Raw genomic sequence first — 16,373 nt, 5'->3', positions numbered from 1 at the left:
TTGTCTTTTCACTTGATGGGTTTATAATAACCTTAAATCATGTCAAATTATGATACTGTTTAGGAGGACCCGATGAAAAAAGTTGAACGAATTAATATCATCATGAGATATATTAACAACCGTGCTCACTTTACCATTTCTGAAATCATGCGGGAATTTAACATCTCTCGTTCGACCGCTATTCGAGATATCCGAGAAATTGAAGCTATGGGTATGCCACTTGTCGCTGAAGTTGGGAGAGATGGGGGTTATTTTGTCATGAACAACTCTGTCTTGCCTACGGTCCGCTTTACGGATAATGAAATTAAAGCTCTTTTTCTCGCCTTTATGGCAACCCGAAATCAACAACTCCCTTATCTAAAGAGCCGTCAGTCTTTAACCGAAAAGTTACTGGGCCTCATCTCCGAAAATCAGCAAGATGACCTTGTTCTTTTAAATCAAATATTGCTTTTTGAAGGGACCAACCCCCATAATCCCGACTTGCTTGATCTCTCAGACCTGCCCCACCCTATGTTGGAAAAACTCATTCAGCTTCTTCTAATAGAAAGCTCTTTGTTGGTTACCGTCCAGGAAGAAAGGGAAATAAAGTCGTATCCCATTTATCTCCTGCACCTTTATCGTGAGAAAAGCCTATGGATCATTGAAGGCTTCGACTTAGAGGAAGAAAAGCGGCGGATTTTATCTGTCGACAATCTCACCCATATAGAAACCTTTCCTACGAAGAAAAAGGTAAGTAAGAAAAAAATTTTAGAAAAATTAAGTAAGCAGGAAGAAATGATCAACCTTGTCCTTGAACTTGGTCCAAAGGCGATTGCACAGTTCAAGAAATACCACCCTTTAAAGCTTTCACTTTCTTATACGAACCCTTACCAAACTACAGCCGTTATAAAGACGTTTATCAACGTTCATCATGCAGAAGAATTAACCGAAATAACCAATTGGTTGCTTTTCTTAGGTGGAGATATCAAAGTTAAGGAGATGCCAGAAGAAATTTTAGCAGGTGTACAAGAGAGATTAAGCTTATATTAAGCAGTGGATAGTTAAAACCAAATAAATTTGAACTTGGTCGTGCTTTTATTATCTGCTGTTTCTACTGAAATCCACGTATCCTTTAAAAAGTCGATATGGGTTCTTAGGCATATTTATTTATCATGGCATTTAGAAACTCTCGAAATTCTTCAACATATGCTTTAGGTTCTATAATTTCCAAATCCGTTCCGAAACTAGCTAAAAACCGAAATCCAAAGTGGTTTTGCGGCATATCTATTTCAGCTATTAGGAGTTCAGAATTATAGGCTTCAATCCTTTTTTGACCGTATCTTTCAATAAATTGATCTTTTATGCGATGTGAGATCAATGCTTTAATTGTAATTAGTTTCGGTTGATAATATTGTTTTGTTTTCTGGTCAGTCATATAATCTCTAGCAACAAATGTTTTAATATCGATATTCAGATTATCCGTTCTAGACAGTTTAAAAGTTCGATATTCCATTCGATCTAAACAAAATCCTTTCAAATACCAACTCATTTCACTAAAATGAAGCTGGTATGGCTCGACCCTTCTCTTCGTCTTGATTCCACTTCGATCTATATAATCGAATGTAAGTAACCTTCCTTGCACTATTGCTTCCTGACAAGTCTTTAAGATTTGGACAATTTCAGGACGACCATCCCAATTATAAAAAGACAGTTGAATTGTACCTCCCGAAGTCGTTGAACCTATCATCGATTCAATCTTTTTAAGCGTTGATTCTACTTCGTCACTAAATAGAATTTTTCCTAATCCACCGAGTGCAGTTAGTATATTTTCTAAGTCTTTGCTACTTAAAAGTCGTTTGTCTATTTTGTATTCATCCATAATCCCGTATCCACCGTTCACTCCATTTATAGAATAAATGGGAATGTTAGATAATCCAAGTGTTTCCATATCACGTAGAATCGTTCTTTTTGACACAGTGAATAATTTTGCAAATTCGGTGGCTGATACCACATTCTTTTGCAGCAAGATCATTATGATAGATATTAATCTTTCAATTTTGTTCATGATAGTCCTCTTTAGGTAAATAAATTTTGAACAAAGCTATAATAGGTGACAATCTAGCTGTCACCTATTATAGCTTACACTTCATGTATTACAAGAAGGAGGTTTTATCATGTCAGTTATTGCATATTTAAATTTTGATGGGAACACAGAGCAGGTCATCGCGTTTTATTCAGAAGCTTTAAACGCAAGTGAGGTAAAAAAAGTGAAATTCAAGGATTTTTCACAAGATCCAAACTACCCTTTGCCAGAAAATGAGTTGAATATGATTATGGAGTCATCGTTAGAATTCGCTGGTGGAAAAATAATGATGTCTGATCTTCTTACTTCGATGAAGAATGTAACGGGTAAGCTGGTTAAAGGCAACAATGTAATCATTAGTATCATTATTGATGATAAACAGGCAATGGAAAATTACTTTTCTAATTTGTCTGTAGGTGGCTATGTGATCATGCCATTATCAGAAATGCCTTGGTCTTCCTGCTTCGGAATGTTGGTTGATAAATTTGGTATCGTTTGGAAGTTTAATAGCGACGCTGATACATTCCTGGATAGCGTAATTTCTAATGCTACTTAATGAACTGCTCCCAGCAAAGTCAAAAAGCCAATTGAGATCTTGGTTTCAAGAACATTGCCTGACTGAAAATTCTTGCTGGGTCGTTGTGAGTATGAAATCAACACCAAGTACGTTGCTGTATCTGGATGCTGTTGAAGAAGCCTTGTGTTTTGGATGGATTGATGGACAAAAAAAGAAAATATCCGAGACTCAATTAGCTCAAAGGCTATCTCCTCGAAGCAAAAAAAGTTCGTGGACTGAATTGAATAAAGAACGGGCCCGTCGCCTTGAATCGTTGGGATTGATGACAGATGAAGGTCGAAAGGCTCTCCCTGATCTCAGTTACGAATCATTTAAAATTGACCCTATTATTGAGCAGAGGTTGAATGAGGACACGGATGTTTATCAAAATTTTGCGGCATTCCCAGATCTTTATAAAAGAATTCGAATCGACACCATCCAAAGTTATAAAAATCAACCTGAGTTATTTAACAAAAGATTAGATAAATTTATAACTAACACCAAACAAAATAAAATGTATGGCAATTGGAATGACAATGGACGCCTTTACACCCAAAACACCTCACCTTGAATATTCAGGTGAGGTGTTTAATAATAGCAAGCGACATGATCGAAATATCAAATATATCAATTATCATTTGAATTTTTATCAGGCGGAAGGAATCCGGTGCATAGCCTTTTAATTGCCTGTCTTTACCGAACTATTTTTCAGCAACGGGTAAAAGAGAGCAAACAGATTTGATTGGTGGATTTGTTGAGTCAAACTCCATGATTATTCGCCCAGGTTGTTCCAGAACGCTTGGAAGGCACCTTTCTCGATTTCGAAGAATACCGGTACATTGCCGTAACGAACCAGACCTTCCCCAAACAGGACTAATTGGACCTGCGTCTTATCTTCGAGCGTCAGGTAGATGATCTTGCGATCTTCCTGCCCGTAAAGACGCTCCTCCAGTTCAGGGCTTGTTGCTACCGGTTTGGCAGCGTATAGCGCTGAGATAAAGCTGTTCAGCGATTTGTCCGCTGCGAGCGGCTGCATCTGCTGCAAGCCGTTGTTCCAGCTGGCGAAGGTCTCCCACTGCGCTGAAGCGACGTTGCCTTCGAGATGAAGCTTGCCGATCAGGTCTTCGCCGCTACCGATAGTGATGCCGTTGCTCTGATCAAACAGTTGGGCATACCCCTGACCATCGATCTCGGTGTAGGACATGATGCGGAAATTCGTGTCGTAGCCGTTGACCGCATAGATGTCCGCTTCTCCAATGTTGGAGGCCAGCTCCGTGTACTCACCCTTGTCGCTCAGCTCATGAATTCCCCCGGTCGTAGTACCGAGCTTCTCACCTCGCAGGGCAAGCGTATCCGCACCGTCAAGTGATGTAGCAGACTGTGTATAGACATTGCCCTGATAGACCACCAGTTGAAGCATATCGGCTTTCACGCCATTCTTGGAATCAGGCAGCTCTGTCTTCGGAATCACCACCGGGTCGAATGACGCGCCCGGAGTGACCTGTGCCAACTGCGTCGCTGGCGCGGTCGGTCCACTCACTTGCTGCCATATACTTGGCGCCGCAAGTCCAACACTGGCAGCAATGACGACGCTCGCTGCAATGTATAGAGGTTTTCGCTGGCGCTTTTGTTCATGGCGTTGTGTGTTCAAGGTTTGCTCTATCCGTTTTTTCATTTGGTCATTTGTTTTCATATGGTCCACCGCTTTCTTATAATTTCGTTTGAATTGTTCCTCGTTCATAGGGATTCTTCTCCTTCCAGCTCCAGTTTTAACAGCTGTCTTCCCCGCTTCAATCGCATCTTCACTGCAGACTCGCTAATCTGCAGAATCTCGCTGATTTCCCGGATCGGATAATCTTCGTAATAGTACAAATGAACCACCGATCTATACTTGACGGGCAGTGACAGCACGAGTTCAATCAGTGCCTGATCTTCGGGGTTGTCTGTCGTAAGGGGATCTGCTCCCTCCAGCTTGACCTCCCGTTTGCGCCAACCTCTGCCTAATAAGGATTTACAATGATTGGTGATGACCCTGATCAACCATGCTTTCTGATGTTCAGCATCGTTGAACGTAGGGGCTTTTTCCATTAACTTGATGAAGGTATCCTGAGTGGCTTCCTCCGCGTCCTCTCGCCTGCCGAGGTGCACCATGGCAATCCGGAACAGCGTATCCGCGTAAGTCTCATAGACTTTCATCATATGATCTCCCCGTTGGGGCATTGATCGCTGCATGGTTGTTCTGCCCTCCTTTATATCTCTAACACTCTCAAGGACGGCATTTGGTCACATTTTGTTGTAAATTTAATGTTTAAATATTTTTCAAACGGGTGACCAGACCAACCTCTTGATCTCAATAGCGGATATGGATTTGTAAGATAAAACAATAAAAAGCCGCGAAAATAGCGACTTTGACGAATAAACCAACATTAGAACGTTTCGATCTCCTTCGACCTACGCTCCCCCAAGCCATGCTGTAAATCACAGGCACTACGACTAGTGTCAATATTGTTGAAGTAAACAGTCCCCCTATAACCGTAATAGCGTGTCCTCCGGACACCATAAGGCCTCGCCTGTAATGAGCAATGCTCCCAAATGATCCCTACCGGAATAAAGATGAGGTGTGTATGAGTTATTAGACAGACAAAAAGCCGTCATTATGACGGCTTACACGTTTTAACGCATCTATAGTAGTTACAGCAATAACAGAAAGCGTGTTAAATACTTCTATGGATCACACATTTGGTCTCTGCTGCCTCAAAAATGGTCTCAATTAGTACAAGTACTCTGTGAACTTCATTATTCTTAATTGCTATTTCAGATTTCCCTTCAAGAACAGAGACAAAATTTTCATAGAAGCTTTGCTCCTCCAAGTCCGGCTTTTCTATCGCAAACTTTAGCGTGGACTGTTCGGAGGGCGGCGCCATCGTTTTGGTCAATCCCTGCCCCGCTTGGATAGGTTTCGGCTCTATATGTGCAACATCCGGATTTCGAGTGATAATCTCTCCACTTAAATCCCAGTCCCTAATCACTGCAGTACCTTCCGTTCCTTTCAGATACCATCTCGGTAACTTCACATAATTGGTCGTTCCCACTTCAATAAGTGCCGTCAGGCCATCTTTAAACGTTATATAACTCGTAAAACCATCATCCACCTCGGTTCCCAAAATATAACTTAAATTAGCCGCCACACTTTCAATTTGGCTATCTGTAATCTGTAGCAGTTGGTCCAGCAAATGCACGCCCCAATCCAGCAGCATACCTCCACCGTAATCCTTAAGCTGGCGCCAATCGCCAGGAATGCCATTGGCTCCTTGAACCCGGGATTCCAAATGGAACAGCTCGCCCAAAGTCTTTTTATCGATGATGTCCTTGGCAGTCCGGAAATCTTCATCCCAGCGACGATTTTGATGGACCGTAAACACGCGTTTCTCCTCGTTCGCTACCTTGACGATATCATTAAAATCCTTGCTGGTTATTGTAACCGGTTTTTCGCAAATTACATGTTTACCAGCCTGCAGAGCTTGAATTGCTATATCTTTGTGAACATCATTAGGTGTAGCAATTAAAACGATATCCACCAGCTCATCTGTTAGAACAGCATCCAGATTTGCGTATGTTTTATAGCCGGCTTCCTTTCCCAATTCCATCCGATATTCAACAGTATCGTATACCCCAATTACGGAAATCTGTGATACAGGCTCAATTAACTGGCAATGATAGCTGCCCATCCCCCCAAAGCCAACAATTGCTATATTATAAATTCGGTTATTCATCTTCATCGTCCTTTCCCTTTTTGAATATGCCTATATGATAGACTTCTCACAGCAAACTTTATGTAAAAAAGATGAGTGGCTGCGACCTTGATTTATGCAAGATGTATAGCACCTCAACTTGTTTAATACCCTTATCATACAAGTCTCATAAAAGACTATCTTCCTATTTTCTTGCTGTTTTATTCCCGGATATTGTCATGCGATACTTTAAAGGCGATGTCCCCGTCGCTTCCTTGAAGAAGTGATGAAACGTCTTAACGCTATTGAATCCGGCCTGCTCTGCTATTTCGGTAATCGAATAATTTTCATTGAGCAAAATCCATTTCGCTTTATTAAGTCGATATTCATTTAGAAAAGTTACAAAGGTCATTCCTGTATTTTTCTTAAAAAACTTAGTGAAATAATAAGGACTGAAGCCTATATAGTCGGCTACGTCTTTTAGTATAATTGATTCCTGGTAATGGCTTTCTACATATTCAAAAATTCGTTCCAGCTTTAAAAGCATTTCTTTGGTCGGAGTCAAGATATTTTCCGAGATTTGGGGTCGATGTTTCTCACTCCCCCTTGGTACTTCTCTTAGAATAAAAGCCAACATTTCGTAAAGCTTGGCCTTGATCATATATGCATAGCCCTCTTTACGCTCGTAATCTTCTGTGCTTATGTTTTGAAGAAGAGGAAGAAGCTTGGTTGCCGTTTCACGAGGCCAGTTCCTGCTGGATTGCTCTATTTGAGTAAAAATGTCACGAAGCGACCGATCATCGTAAATTAGTGTTGATACGTCTTGGAAAAGGCTCAGATCAAATTGAATAACAATTCGCTCACTATCAGGGGACGACAAAAAAAAGTGGACGTCACCGCCATTAATGAATTGGACTTCCCCCTGCTTCAGACGGATTACCTTGTCATTCAATCCCAAATCCAGGCTTCCCTGGGTAACATAAATAATTTCTATTTCTTTATGCCAGTGAGGATAACAGAGCACATCTCCTTGGTGAATAAAGCTTCGAAATGGGAGTCTTTTGTCAAGTTCCGGGATTTCCAGATATAAACTCATGTACGCTAACTGTCCTCCTTATATATGTTGCATTCAATATATCCTGTAACCGTTCTCATAAAAACCTCTTGTGCAAATTCCTTATTCTCATTCTCTGTAGTTCCAATAATAATTCAAAAGGATATGTTTATAAACGTTTTTCTCATAACAATTGTTGCTGAGTATTCCTGCGTCATCAGGTGGATTTTGAAGGTAACAGTGCAATATAAAATTAAAATAAGCCTTATCAAAAACCGCACATCCGATATTCGGATGTGCGGTTTTTTGACATTCTAATTTTCTTGTTCCTTTATCACCTGCTCAATTCCCGACAAGATCAGCTTCAAGCCGAACTCAAACGCTCCGTCGCTCCCCATCATCTCAAACAGCCCGCCCTTGTGCATTCTCCGGAACAGTCCTGCTTCCGTCTCGCTCATGGAGTCCAGAAGCTGGATCATCTCCCCGCCCGGAAGCTCTCCCTGGTTCTTAATCATTACGGAGACCGTGCGCTGATGCTCATAATTATCCAGAACGAAGAAGAAAACATAGTTCACAAGCGTAAGAACGGCTTGCAATTTCTGCTCTTGCTCAAGTGGCGTCGATTCCATGCAGAGCAGCATACGGTTGGTGAAGCGAATCATGTCCGGCTCATGTGGCAGCGTCTGCATCATAAGCTGCGTGGAGCAGGGATACCGGCGGAGTACACTCCGTATCGATATCGCAAGGCCCCCCATTTGCACCTTCCAGTCCCCGTCGGATTGGAATTCGTTCAGGATCATTTTCGATATCTGGTTGGCCAGATGCTGGTAGAGATGCTGCTTGCTCTTAAAGTACCAGTACAGAGAAGGAGCCTGAATACCCAGCCGATCGGCCAATCGCCTCATACTGAATTTCTCAATGCCTTCATCCCCAAGAAGCTCCCATGAGGCTTCCAAAATCTTATCCTCCGAAATCTGAGGCTGTTGTTTTTTCATCCGTATCCGCCCTTTTATCTAACAGTGTAAGATTATGCTTTACAGGTTCATAAGTTCATGATACCATCTAACACTGTAAGGCACAAACTAACACTGTTAGATTGGAAATTGGAATATCGTTCGAATTCCAAATCATTTCAAAAAATAAATGAAGAAAGTAGTGACTCACACATGGATGCAGAAAACCTCCATTATTTTGAAAAAGCACCGATCGCAAAAGCCGTAGCTCACTTCGCTGTACCAATGATGTTAGGTACGTCGATGAGTGTCATCTATTCTATCCTGAACGCCTATTTCCTTGGTACATTAGGCAATACTGCCATGTTAACCGCACTCGCGCTAACCTTGCCACTATTCGCGGTGATTATGGCGCTCGGCAATTTGATTGGTATGGGTAGCGGTACATTCATCTCCCGTTTGTTAGGTGAAAAAAGATATGATGATCTAAAACATGTTTCTTCATTCGCCTTTTACAGCAGTTTAGTTCTTGGTCTTATCGTAATAGCCATCGGCCTCCCGCTGATCGATCCAATCGTTCATAGCTTGGGAGCAACGCCTGAATCCTTCGGATTTACAAAAGACTATGTCACGATTATGCTTATCGGTTCACCATTCGTCATATTATTCTTCACACTGGAGAATATCGTGCGCTCGGAGGGTGCAGCAATCACATCCATGATCGGTATGATTCTCAGTGTGGTTGTAAATATTATTCTTGATGCGATTGTCATCTTCATCTTTCATTGGGGTGTAATCGGCGTTGCTTCTGCAACGGTTATTTCTAACTTGGTTGCCAGTGTTTTTTACGCATTCCATATGGGATATAAAAGCCAATTCTTGACTGTTTCCGTAAAATGGTTCAAGGCTTCCAAGGAAATTATGAGTAATGTTTTCAAAATCGGAGTTCCAGTCTTTATAATGAGTGTCTTCTTGGGTGCAATGTCGCTCATTCTTAATCTTTTTCTTGTCGAATATGGCGATCAGGCCATAGCAGGGTATGGAATTTCATCACGTTTGTTGCAATTTCCTGAGTTTATTCTGATGGGCTTATGCGAGGGAGTTGTACCGTTGATTGCCTTCTCTTTTACAGCAAATAAATTACGCATGAAGCATACTATTGGATTCACGATCAAAGCGATTCTGGCGTTAGCTGTTGTGTTCGGTATTATCGTCTATCTGATTTCCGATCACTTAGTTGGTTTATTTACGAATGACCCGCAATTAATTGAAATGGGTAGCTACATTCTGCATGTCACGTTCTTATCCCTGTTCATTACAGGAATGACCTCGTTGTTTGTGGGGATCTTCCAAGCAACAGCGCAAGGATCCGCCGCGTTTATTATGTCAGTCATTCAAGGAATTACTCTGATTCCTGTGCTCTATATCGCCAACCGACTGAACGGCTTCCACGGGGTGGTATGGTCACTCGTCATTGCAGATGTCGTCGCGTTCCTGGTTGGAGCCATCATGCTGTATATCCTGCGAAACAAATTGCATCCAGATCTTGGGAATCTCGTACACTAGAAAACATATAAAATAACACGCACGGTGACAGAGTGTACTTTAGAGCGCTATGCACAGGCTTAATCTTCCGGTGTTAGTTATTTATAAATTCAAATAAAAACGCCCAATCTTTTCTAAAAAAATTGGGCGTTTTCTATATAATGAACGGCGGTTCAAGACCACAGCTATATGATTATTTAGTTTTCCCTTCTTCTACATACTTCAATTCATTTACTTCTAATTCGTTCCAATCAAGTGCAATCTATAGAAGACCAAGCGATCTTTGCGTGATCACATAAAAATATTTTAAAATCTATACATTTATCCTTGTCATAACCGGATTCAACAAGAACAGCCATGTGCTATTGTCCAAAGCCGGAAGCAAAACAAGGGGACTTTTTGTACCAGCATAACGTATTCGGATGCTATCTGATTCAATACACCGTAACGTACTTAGAAGATACTTCCCATTAATCGTAATGCTAAAATTTTCTCCGTTCTTATCTTTCAAAAGTAGTACATCCCTTACTTCACCAATTTCGGCCGTACTTGATATAAGCTCCAACTTCTTCTCTGAAATATGCATTGTAATTAAATGATAATCAGCCAACACAAATACGCGGTCAATCACTTGTCTAAATGATTTGATATTCAAGATAATCTCAGAGACATACGTGGTTGGAATAAGATTTCTGGTTGATGGGTATAAACCTTCGATTAACATCGATTCAATAATCTGATTTTGCGCTATAAACCTGATCTCATGATGGTTAAGTTGTATAGTAACCATTCCGTCGTCTTCATCGTCCAACAGTTTGACTATCTCCATTAAGTTAACACCAGGAATTACTGCACTTCCCGAAAATCCCCTTCCGTTCTCAATACAGATTGACCGTGTGGCCATTCTTATAACCCCGTCTGTAGCAATCATAGTAAGCAGATTTCCTTGAACCTTCAGCGATACTCCCGTCAAAATCGGTTTCCCCTCAGATGTTGAAACTGCCCCTGCTACCTGTTTAATCAAAGATTTTAATGAACTGCATGATACATCTATGCTATTACCTGTATGTTGATGATATGGTGTTGGGGTAAATGGGTAGTCAATAGGAGACATTCCGCTCAGGCAAACACGCGTGTTCCCAGACGTAATACTTAGTATAAGCTGCTCATTTACCTCCAAGACCACATTTCCATCATTCAATTTACGAATGATTTCATATAGATACTTGGCTGGGCAGACAATACTCCCCTCCTTAAAAATATGAATCTTGCTATCAGAAATACAAGCCCTATATTGAACCGTTAGACTTACGTTACTACCGCTAAAAATGACCTCTTTGCTTCCTGCATATATGTACAACCCGGACAAGATACCCTGACTATTATTCGATAAAGCCTTAAAGACATGTTGAATAGACCTAGCTAGTAAATCTCTTGATAAGTGTACTAACAACTTATTCACCTGTCTTTCTTATTTGCGTCATAATAGGACTCAATCAAACCCCTTAAAAATGAAGACCGAGAGATCTCTAGATCTTCACACTCACGATCAACTTCTTCCCAGATATCTTCAGTTAGAGTCAAGGAAACCTTCTTTGTCACGCCGATCCCCTTTCTTCCTGCACCCTCGCGTGGCCCTCCACGGGTAAACACGAAGCCGAGCTGACCGTCTTTCTTAGAAAGACCAATCTTAAATTGTTTGTCCTCCATCTTATATCAACTCCATTGAATTAGGTTACTTTAATCAATAATACATAATCACATTTTACCACATATCTCTATATCCTTCCACTGAGTGAATACCCATTGACCAGAATTCAGAATTCGTTCTAAGTTCTTGTCCTGGAATGAGACGAGAACTTAGAACATAAAACAAAAAAAGCCGCTACATTAGCGACTTTAAATATGACCATTTTTCCCCACCTAAAACAAACCGTTAAGCACTTTTATTCAATTACGTTGCAATCAGCCAGGACTTCCGGTTTATAACGCATGCTGTCCGCTTCTGTGATTGGACGAATGACTCTGCAGGGTACACCTGCTGCAAAAGATCCCTCAGGGATATCTTGGGTCACTACACTTCCTGCACCAATGACGCATCCGTCGCCGATGGTAACACCGCCGCATATGGTTACGTTAGCCGAAATCCAAACATCATTTCCGATAGTGACAGGTTTAGCATAACAGAGCGACTTGGGTTCCCCGTTTTGGTCCAGCATTTGTCGACGTTCCGAAGCAATGAATGGGTGAACCGGTGTAACAATGGTCACATTAGGTCCAAAGCTGACATGATCACCAATGGTAACCCTAGCATCATCCTGGACGGTCAAATTGTAGTTCGCAAAAAAATAGTTACCGATTTCTGTGTGAACGCCATAATGAAAGAAGATGGGTCCTTGTATAAAACAACCCTCTCCTTTTCGACCCAAAATCTGCATGAGTAATGCTTCACGTTCCTCCGTTTGATCCTCAAAAGTACGGCTGTATTGACTACTAAGATTGTGAGAGCGCAGCTTAATAGCCCTAAGGTCAGAATGGCCGGGACTAAATAAGATCCCATTAAAAATTCGTTCTTCTTCAGTCATGTTATCAACTCCTGTTATGAATACTTCGATACATGAATTAACCAAACTGCTAAGGATAATAATAAAACACACTTTATACAACACCTTTATAAAAAATACTTATAAAGTGTGTAAAAAGCATCCTACGAAATCAACTACAAAACAAGTGTATTTATACACACCATTTCTGTCAATGAATACTCGCAGGCTTTTTGTTCTTCAAACAAGCTTATTTCCCCTATAAACTGATTCCCTTTTCATTTCGTACTTTGTCCGGTGTTACATCATTTCCATGTGGATCGAGTATTGTAAGCACTGAAAAAGTGTTTAGAACTTGCCCTCGAATTTCCCGTAAATAGTCTTCTCGTAATACTTGTTGTTCAACTCGTTCCGCATTGGTCAAACCTTCTTCACGTTGTTTTTTCGCCAATTCATTAATGCGATCTAAGTTTTTAATCATCCTTTTCCTCTCCTTCTTTACAATTAATCTTACTGGTAGTCTAGCACCGAAATGCATACATTGCACCTATTTATTAGACAATGCCGGGAGCCGACACCAGGAACCAGAATATGGACTGATTATTCAGATCTTGACGCAGCATTTCTTTGCGTTGGAAACTATTGAACAACCTAACGTCGGCCACTTCTACCATCAGTTCAAAAAATTCTACAATCAAGCCCCATTAGATTTCCGTAAAAACGCGACATTGAATAAGGAATCGCTGCTGCCATAGGGAATTCAAAGCATCCATGTGGTGATATCTACAGCATCCCATCATATCCATAAGGACTTATTGCCGTCCTTTCCTTTCAGACACGTTGAGCAGCAGGGAAGCCGAACGAGACTACAGCTCCTCCCTCCTTACGGTTGGTAGCCTGAATCAGCCCGCCGCAGCGTTCCACAATGGCCCGGGCAATCGCCAGACCCAGTCCGGACTCACCGTCTTTTCCTTTGACAAAACGGTGGAATAAGGTGGGCAGCAGCTCCTGCGGAAAGCCGGGACCGTCATCCGATACGGATAGCGCGATCTTCCCTTTTTCCAAGTTCGCTGTGATGTGAATTTCTTCTTTGGCGTATCTTGCGGCATTCGTCACGACGTTGAGCAGTGCCTGCAGCAGTTTATCCTGGTCAGCCATGATGAACAGCTCTTTATTCTCCGGGCAGGCGATATGAAGTGTAAGTCCTTTCTTTACAAGGAGCGGATTGACACGTTCGGACGTTTCCGTCAATAATTCGTTCAGACTGACCTTGGAAGGTTTGAAGACATCCTCTTCACTATCCAGCTTCGCAAGCAGCGTCATTTCGGTGACAATCTTTCCTAATCTGCTGCTCTCCCCCAGGATCACGTCCAGCCCTTTACGGACGTTCTCACCTTCAAAGATTCCATCTCGAATGCCCTCCGCATAGCCTGCAATGGACATCAGAGGGGTCTTCAGCTCATGGGATGCATTCTGGAAAAACTGCTTCTGCACCTCATTGAACCTGTTCAGTTCGCCAGCCATCTCGTATACCGTCTGTGCCACAGCTCCAATCTCACCGCCAGCCCTGACCAGCTGCACATCCGTAAAATGACGTTCTTTGACCTTCTTAAGTTCCTGCTTCAGATTCATCAATGGTTGAATCAGCCTTTTCGTAATAAACAAACTGAGCAGGAACATAATCGCTCCAACGATACAGATCACCAGGATGAGACGACCCAGAAGCGCCTGTTCGATTGCTTTGATCTTGCTCATGGGAGTCAACAGAGTCAGGGTTCCTTGGGGGATAGGACTGACATCCATCACATACCGCCCATCCGTTCCCTTCCACAGGTCCTTGATGCTGGACGAAGTGACCGCTGTGAATTTCGACAAGTTTGCTGGTACGGCTTCAGTCCAGGTATCACTGCTCACCATTCCGGTTGTACCACTCACAGACAAAGTCCCTGACAGCACATTTCCGTTAAAATCAGTGACAAAGGCTTCAACATCCGCAGGAATGAGTGTTGCGGTAATATTCGAATTAGGCATCGTGACAGCAGCTCCAGTGGTGAGTACAGGACTCATTGTGAGATCCCCCGCTTTAGTTATAGAAGCGGACATCGCCGCACTTAACGTCTTGAGATCATTCTTTTCTGTCCCAATGAAATGATCCAACAGCACGTAATGAAGTAAAATGGCCGTGACAGAGAGGATCAGAACCAGTGACAATCCGAACGCAAGGTTAATCTGATGAACAAGTTTCATATTAAACTTCACTCCGATCTGTACGCATACGATACCCGTGTCCCCACACCGACTCGACGGGAAGTTCCTCAATCTTTTTGCGAATCCGCTTAATTAAATGATCCACGGCACGGTCACTGCCAAAATAATCTTCTCCCCAGACAAAACTGAGCAGCTCGTCCCTGGTAAACGCACGATTCGGATGTTCAGCCAGTACCTTGAGCATGGCGAACTCTTTGCTGGTCAGGTCCACTTCTTCCCCTCGCCATATGGCCCGCCTCTCTTCCAACATTAATTGAAGCTCCCCCGTATCGATTCGTGGCGTCGCAGCTTCGCTTACAACAGCTCTTTCTTCCGCACCGGTAAGTCTAATCCAACGTTCCAGCTGCCGCTTGATGCGGGCTACCAGCTCACGGGGGCTGAAAGGCTTCACCAGATAATCGTCACTGCCCAGCTCAAGGCCAAGTATTTTGTCCACCTCATTATCCTTCGCCGAGATCATAATAATGGGAACCTCTCCTTCATTACGGATGCGTTTGCACAATTCATAGCCATCCATTCCAGGCAGCATAATGTCCATCACCCACATGCTCGGCGGACTTATTCTATATAAGGACCAGGCATCCTCCGCATTAGCGAGGCCTATCGTTCGATAGTTCTCTTTGTGCAAATAAGCTTGAATCAGTGTGCGTATATTCTCGTCATCATCTACAACCGCGATGAGGTAATCATTATTCATGAATGGGGCCTCCTGTACTTTTCTCTATAGTGAGTATACCAAAGGTATATATATGGAAAGAGCTTTGCCATTGTTTTTCCACAATTACACCAATATTGTGCCACACTCCTTCGGTAAATTGATAACTGTAAGACAAACCAAACCACAAGGAGTGTTACGAAATGAACTACAGTTTCAAATTCAGAAATGTTGCCCTGTCCGCCCTGCTACTCACTGCGATCTCCGCACCGATTGTTGCGAGTGCCGACAGCGACGCTAACGCAAATGCTGTTACAAACGGGACAGCTTCCTTGAAAGAAGCGAAATCCGCCATTGCGACCTTTACATTGGCTAATCCAGTGGAACTCGCCAAAAAGTACGCGCCAGAAACAGTAAGTGAATGGGAACAAACGCTGGCCCGATACAATAAACTTCTTTCGCAAAACTCTACATCCGAAGTAATGGCCACTTTATTTGCTGTTGACGTAGACTCTGACCAATGGAAGAATGTTTTCGAGAACGCCAAACCAGGTGAGATCAAAGAAATGCAGGCCTTGAAGGTTGTGGAAGGCAAACTCACCTCAGTTGAGGGAGTAAAAGCCGTAAAAGTACCTAATTCCGAAAACAAGAACACCTTGTCTTTCTCCATTACCACAAGCAGTTCGGATCTGAAAGGATTCGTTGAGAAAGCAGAATCTGGAGTGACAATGGCCCTCAGCCCTCTGACACTTGACGAAAAAATAACCGGAACAACAAGCGCAGTTATAGCGAATGCTGAAAGTTTTCAATTAAGCGGTACTACAGCTGCCAGTGCATTCTTCTCAGCACAAAGTAATTTGAATAATGCTGTAACAGCTAAGGATGAATCCGCAATCAAGACTTCACTCGCCGAGCTTCTGAAGCAATACAAAGCGCAAATTACTGAGCTAGAGGCAGTTCAAGAGTAGGTTTAAATACATTTCAGCTTTAACTACATCATTAAGCA

At 42.3% G+C, this 16,373-nt stretch carries 18 protein-coding genes; 5 read left to right on the top strand and 13 right to left on the bottom strand.

What is annotated here, in order from left to right; all coding sequences use genetic code 11:
- Positions 1-72 precede the first annotated feature (72 nt).
- Positions 73-1,029 (top strand): helix-turn-helix transcriptional regulator, encoded by a 957-nt coding sequence (locus tag ACFVQB_RS17770; protein ID WP_379441724.1) that lies wholly within the window; start codon positions 73-75, stop codon positions 1,027-1,029.
- 103 nt (positions 1,030-1,132) lie between these two features.
- Here the strand turns inward: ACFVQB_RS17770 and ACFVQB_RS17765 are convergent, their stop codons facing one another.
- Positions 1,133-2,044, bottom strand: a complete 912-nt coding sequence (locus ACFVQB_RS17765; RefSeq protein WP_379441722.1) for a helix-turn-helix transcriptional regulator — start codon at positions 2,042-2,044, stop codon at positions 1,133-1,135.
- Between the two features lie 109 nt (positions 2,045-2,153).
- Between ACFVQB_RS17765 and ACFVQB_RS17760 the strand changes: the two genes are divergently transcribed.
- Both ACFVQB_RS17760 and ACFVQB_RS17755 read left to right on the top strand, forming a co-directional pair.
- Entirely contained in the window at positions 2,154-2,618 is a 465-nt protein-coding gene (locus ACFVQB_RS17760; protein ID WP_379441720.1) for a VOC family protein, read from the top strand.
- Positions 2,608-3,189 (top strand): YdeI/OmpD-associated family protein, encoded by a 582-nt coding sequence (locus ACFVQB_RS17755; RefSeq protein ID WP_379441718.1) that lies wholly within the window; start codon positions 2,608-2,610, stop codon positions 3,187-3,189. Before ACFVQB_RS17760 ends, ACFVQB_RS17755 begins: the two co-directional genes overlap by 11 nt.
- 201 nt (positions 3,190-3,390) lie before the next feature.
- On the opposite strand, the gene ACFVQB_RS17750 is transcribed toward ACFVQB_RS17755, so the two are convergent.
- The 5 genes from ACFVQB_RS17750 to ACFVQB_RS17730 form a co-directional block, all read right to left on the bottom strand.
- Positions 3,391-4,359, bottom strand: a complete 969-nt coding sequence (locus ACFVQB_RS17750; RefSeq protein WP_379441716.1) for a hypothetical protein — start codon at positions 4,357-4,359, stop codon at positions 3,391-3,393.
- Positions 4,356-4,850: an RNA polymerase sigma factor gene (locus ACFVQB_RS17745; protein WP_379441713.1), complete on the bottom strand. Its 495-nt coding sequence runs from the start codon at positions 4,848-4,850 to the stop codon at positions 4,356-4,358. The genes ACFVQB_RS17750 and ACFVQB_RS17745 overlap by 4 nt, the downstream gene beginning before the upstream one ends.
- Before the next feature lie 482 nt (positions 4,851-5,332).
- The gene (locus ACFVQB_RS17740; protein ID WP_379441710.1) at positions 5,333-6,397 is read right to left on the bottom strand and encodes a Gfo/Idh/MocA family protein; all 1,065 of its coding nucleotides are present in this window, start codon (positions 6,395-6,397) and stop codon (positions 5,333-5,335) included.
- 157 nt (positions 6,398-6,554) lie between these two features.
- Positions 6,555-7,445 (bottom strand): AraC family transcriptional regulator, encoded by an 891-nt coding sequence (locus ACFVQB_RS17735; protein WP_379441707.1) that lies wholly within the window; start codon positions 7,443-7,445, stop codon positions 6,555-6,557.
- Between the two features lie 272 nt (positions 7,446-7,717).
- Positions 7,718-8,398, bottom strand: a complete 681-nt coding sequence (locus ACFVQB_RS17730) for a TetR/AcrR family transcriptional regulator (protein ID WP_379441703.1) — start codon at positions 8,396-8,398, stop codon at positions 7,718-7,720.
- A 171-nt stretch (positions 8,399-8,569) separates the two neighbouring features.
- Here ACFVQB_RS17730 and ACFVQB_RS17725 point away from each other — a divergent pair, with 171 nt between their 5' ends.
- Positions 8,570-9,922 carry an MATE family efflux transporter gene (locus tag ACFVQB_RS17725; RefSeq protein ID WP_379441699.1) on the top strand — a complete coding sequence of 451 codons (1,353 nt, stop codon included), beginning with the start codon at positions 8,570-8,572 and terminating at the stop codon, positions 9,920-9,922.
- Between the two features lie 292 nt (positions 9,923-10,214).
- Here the strand turns inward: ACFVQB_RS17725 and dnaN are convergent, their stop codons facing one another.
- The 7 genes from dnaN to ACFVQB_RS17690 all read right to left on the bottom strand — a co-directional run bounded on the left by dnaN (position 10,215) and on the right by ACFVQB_RS17690 (position 15,409).
- Positions 10,215-11,354 carry a DNA polymerase III subunit beta gene (gene dnaN, locus ACFVQB_RS17720; protein ID WP_379441695.1) on the bottom strand — a complete coding sequence of 380 codons (1,140 nt, stop codon included), beginning with the start codon at positions 11,352-11,354 and terminating at the stop codon, positions 10,215-10,217.
- Between the two features lie 5 nt (positions 11,355-11,359).
- Positions 11,360-11,611, bottom strand: a complete 252-nt coding sequence (locus ACFVQB_RS17715; RefSeq protein ID WP_379441692.1) for a ribbon-helix-helix protein, CopG family — start codon at positions 11,609-11,611, stop codon at positions 11,360-11,362.
- 236 nt (positions 11,612-11,847) lie between these two features.
- Positions 11,848-12,486, bottom strand: a complete 639-nt coding sequence (locus tag ACFVQB_RS17710; protein ID WP_379441689.1) for a sugar O-acetyltransferase — start codon at positions 12,484-12,486, stop codon at positions 11,848-11,850.
- Between the two features lie 217 nt (positions 12,487-12,703).
- A complete protein-coding gene (locus tag ACFVQB_RS17705; RefSeq protein WP_379441686.1) occupies positions 12,704-12,925 on the bottom strand; it encodes a DUF896 domain-containing protein in 222 nt (73 codons plus the stop codon).
- A 73-nt stretch (positions 12,926-12,998) separates the two neighbouring features.
- The gene (locus tag ACFVQB_RS17700) at positions 12,999-13,142 is read right to left on the bottom strand and encodes a hypothetical protein (protein WP_379441683.1); all 144 of its coding nucleotides are present in this window, start codon (positions 13,140-13,142) and stop codon (positions 12,999-13,001) included.
- 133 nt (positions 13,143-13,275) lie between these two features.
- Positions 13,276-14,691, bottom strand: a complete 1,416-nt coding sequence (locus ACFVQB_RS17695) for a sensor histidine kinase (protein WP_379441679.1) — start codon at positions 14,689-14,691, stop codon at positions 13,276-13,278.
- Between the two features lies 1 nt (position 14,692).
- Entirely contained in the window at positions 14,693-15,409 is a 717-nt protein-coding gene (locus ACFVQB_RS17690; RefSeq protein WP_379441676.1) for a response regulator transcription factor, read from the bottom strand.
- A 161-nt stretch (positions 15,410-15,570) separates the two neighbouring features.
- On the opposite strand from ACFVQB_RS17690, the gene ACFVQB_RS17685 reads away from it, so the two are divergent.
- Positions 15,571-16,335 carry a hypothetical protein gene (locus ACFVQB_RS17685; RefSeq protein WP_379441673.1) on the top strand — a complete coding sequence of 255 codons (765 nt, stop codon included), beginning with the start codon at positions 15,571-15,573 and terminating at the stop codon, positions 16,333-16,335.
- Positions 16,336-16,373 lie beyond the last annotated feature (38 nt).

Source organism: Paenibacillus sp. NPDC057886, assembly GCF_042796655.1.
In the GTDB taxonomy this organism is placed as follows: Bacteria; Bacillota; Bacilli; order Paenibacillales; family Paenibacillaceae; genus Paenibacillus.
Note: the sequence above shows the minus strand (reverse complement) of the source record. Positions and strands in the feature narration are given on the sequence as shown.

What these genes read in the sequence shown, in the direction of transcription:
- ACFVQB_RS17770 (WP_379441724.1), top strand. Translation starts at nt 73, where the DNA reads ATGAAAAAAGTTGAACGAATTAATATCATCATGAGATATATTAACAAC.
- ACFVQB_RS17765 (WP_379441722.1), bottom strand. Translation starts at nt 2,044, where the DNA reads ATGAACAAAATTGAAAGATTAATATCTATCATAATGATCTTGCTGCAA.
- ACFVQB_RS17760 (WP_379441720.1), top strand. Translation starts at nt 2,154, where the DNA reads ATGTCAGTTATTGCATATTTAAATTTTGATGGGAACACAGAGCAGGTC.
- ACFVQB_RS17755 (WP_379441718.1), top strand. Translation starts at nt 2,608, where the DNA reads ATGCTACTTAATGAACTGCTCCCAGCAAAGTCAAAAAGCCAATTGAGA.
- ACFVQB_RS17750 (WP_379441716.1), bottom strand. Translation starts at nt 4,359, where the DNA reads ATGAACGAGGAACAATTCAAACGAAATTATAAGAAAGCGGTGGACCAT.
- ACFVQB_RS17745 (WP_379441713.1), bottom strand. Translation starts at nt 4,850, where the DNA reads ATGCAGCGATCAATGCCCCAACGGGGAGATCATATGATGAAAGTCTAT.
- ACFVQB_RS17740 (WP_379441710.1), bottom strand. Translation starts at nt 6,397, where the DNA reads ATGAAGATGAATAACCGAATTTATAATATAGCAATTGTTGGCTTTGGG.
- ACFVQB_RS17735 (WP_379441707.1), bottom strand. Translation starts at nt 7,445, where the DNA reads ATGAGTTTATATCTGGAAATCCCGGAACTTGACAAAAGACTCCCATTT.
- ACFVQB_RS17730 (WP_379441703.1), bottom strand. Translation starts at nt 8,398, where the DNA reads ATGAAAAAACAACAGCCTCAGATTTCGGAGGATAAGATTTTGGAAGCC.
- ACFVQB_RS17725 (WP_379441699.1), top strand. Translation starts at nt 8,570, where the DNA reads ATGGATGCAGAAAACCTCCATTATTTTGAAAAAGCACCGATCGCAAAA.
- ACFVQB_RS17715 (WP_379441692.1), bottom strand. Translation starts at nt 11,611, where the DNA reads ATGGAGGACAAACAATTTAAGATTGGTCTTTCTAAGAAAGACGGTCAG.
- ACFVQB_RS17710 (WP_379441689.1), bottom strand. Translation starts at nt 12,486, where the DNA reads ATGACTGAAGAAGAACGAATTTTTAATGGGATCTTATTTAGTCCCGGC.
- ACFVQB_RS17705 (WP_379441686.1), bottom strand. Translation starts at nt 12,925, where the DNA reads ATGATTAAAAACTTAGATCGCATTAATGAATTGGCGAAAAAACAACGT.
- ACFVQB_RS17695 (WP_379441679.1), bottom strand. Translation starts at nt 14,691, where the DNA reads ATGAAACTTGTTCATCAGATTAACCTTGCGTTCGGATTGTCACTGGTT.
- ACFVQB_RS17690 (WP_379441676.1), bottom strand. Translation starts at nt 15,409, where the DNA reads ATGAATAATGATTACCTCATCGCGGTTGTAGATGATGACGAGAATATA.
- ACFVQB_RS17685 (WP_379441673.1), top strand. Translation starts at nt 15,571, where the DNA reads ATGAACTACAGTTTCAAATTCAGAAATGTTGCCCTGTCCGCCCTGCTA.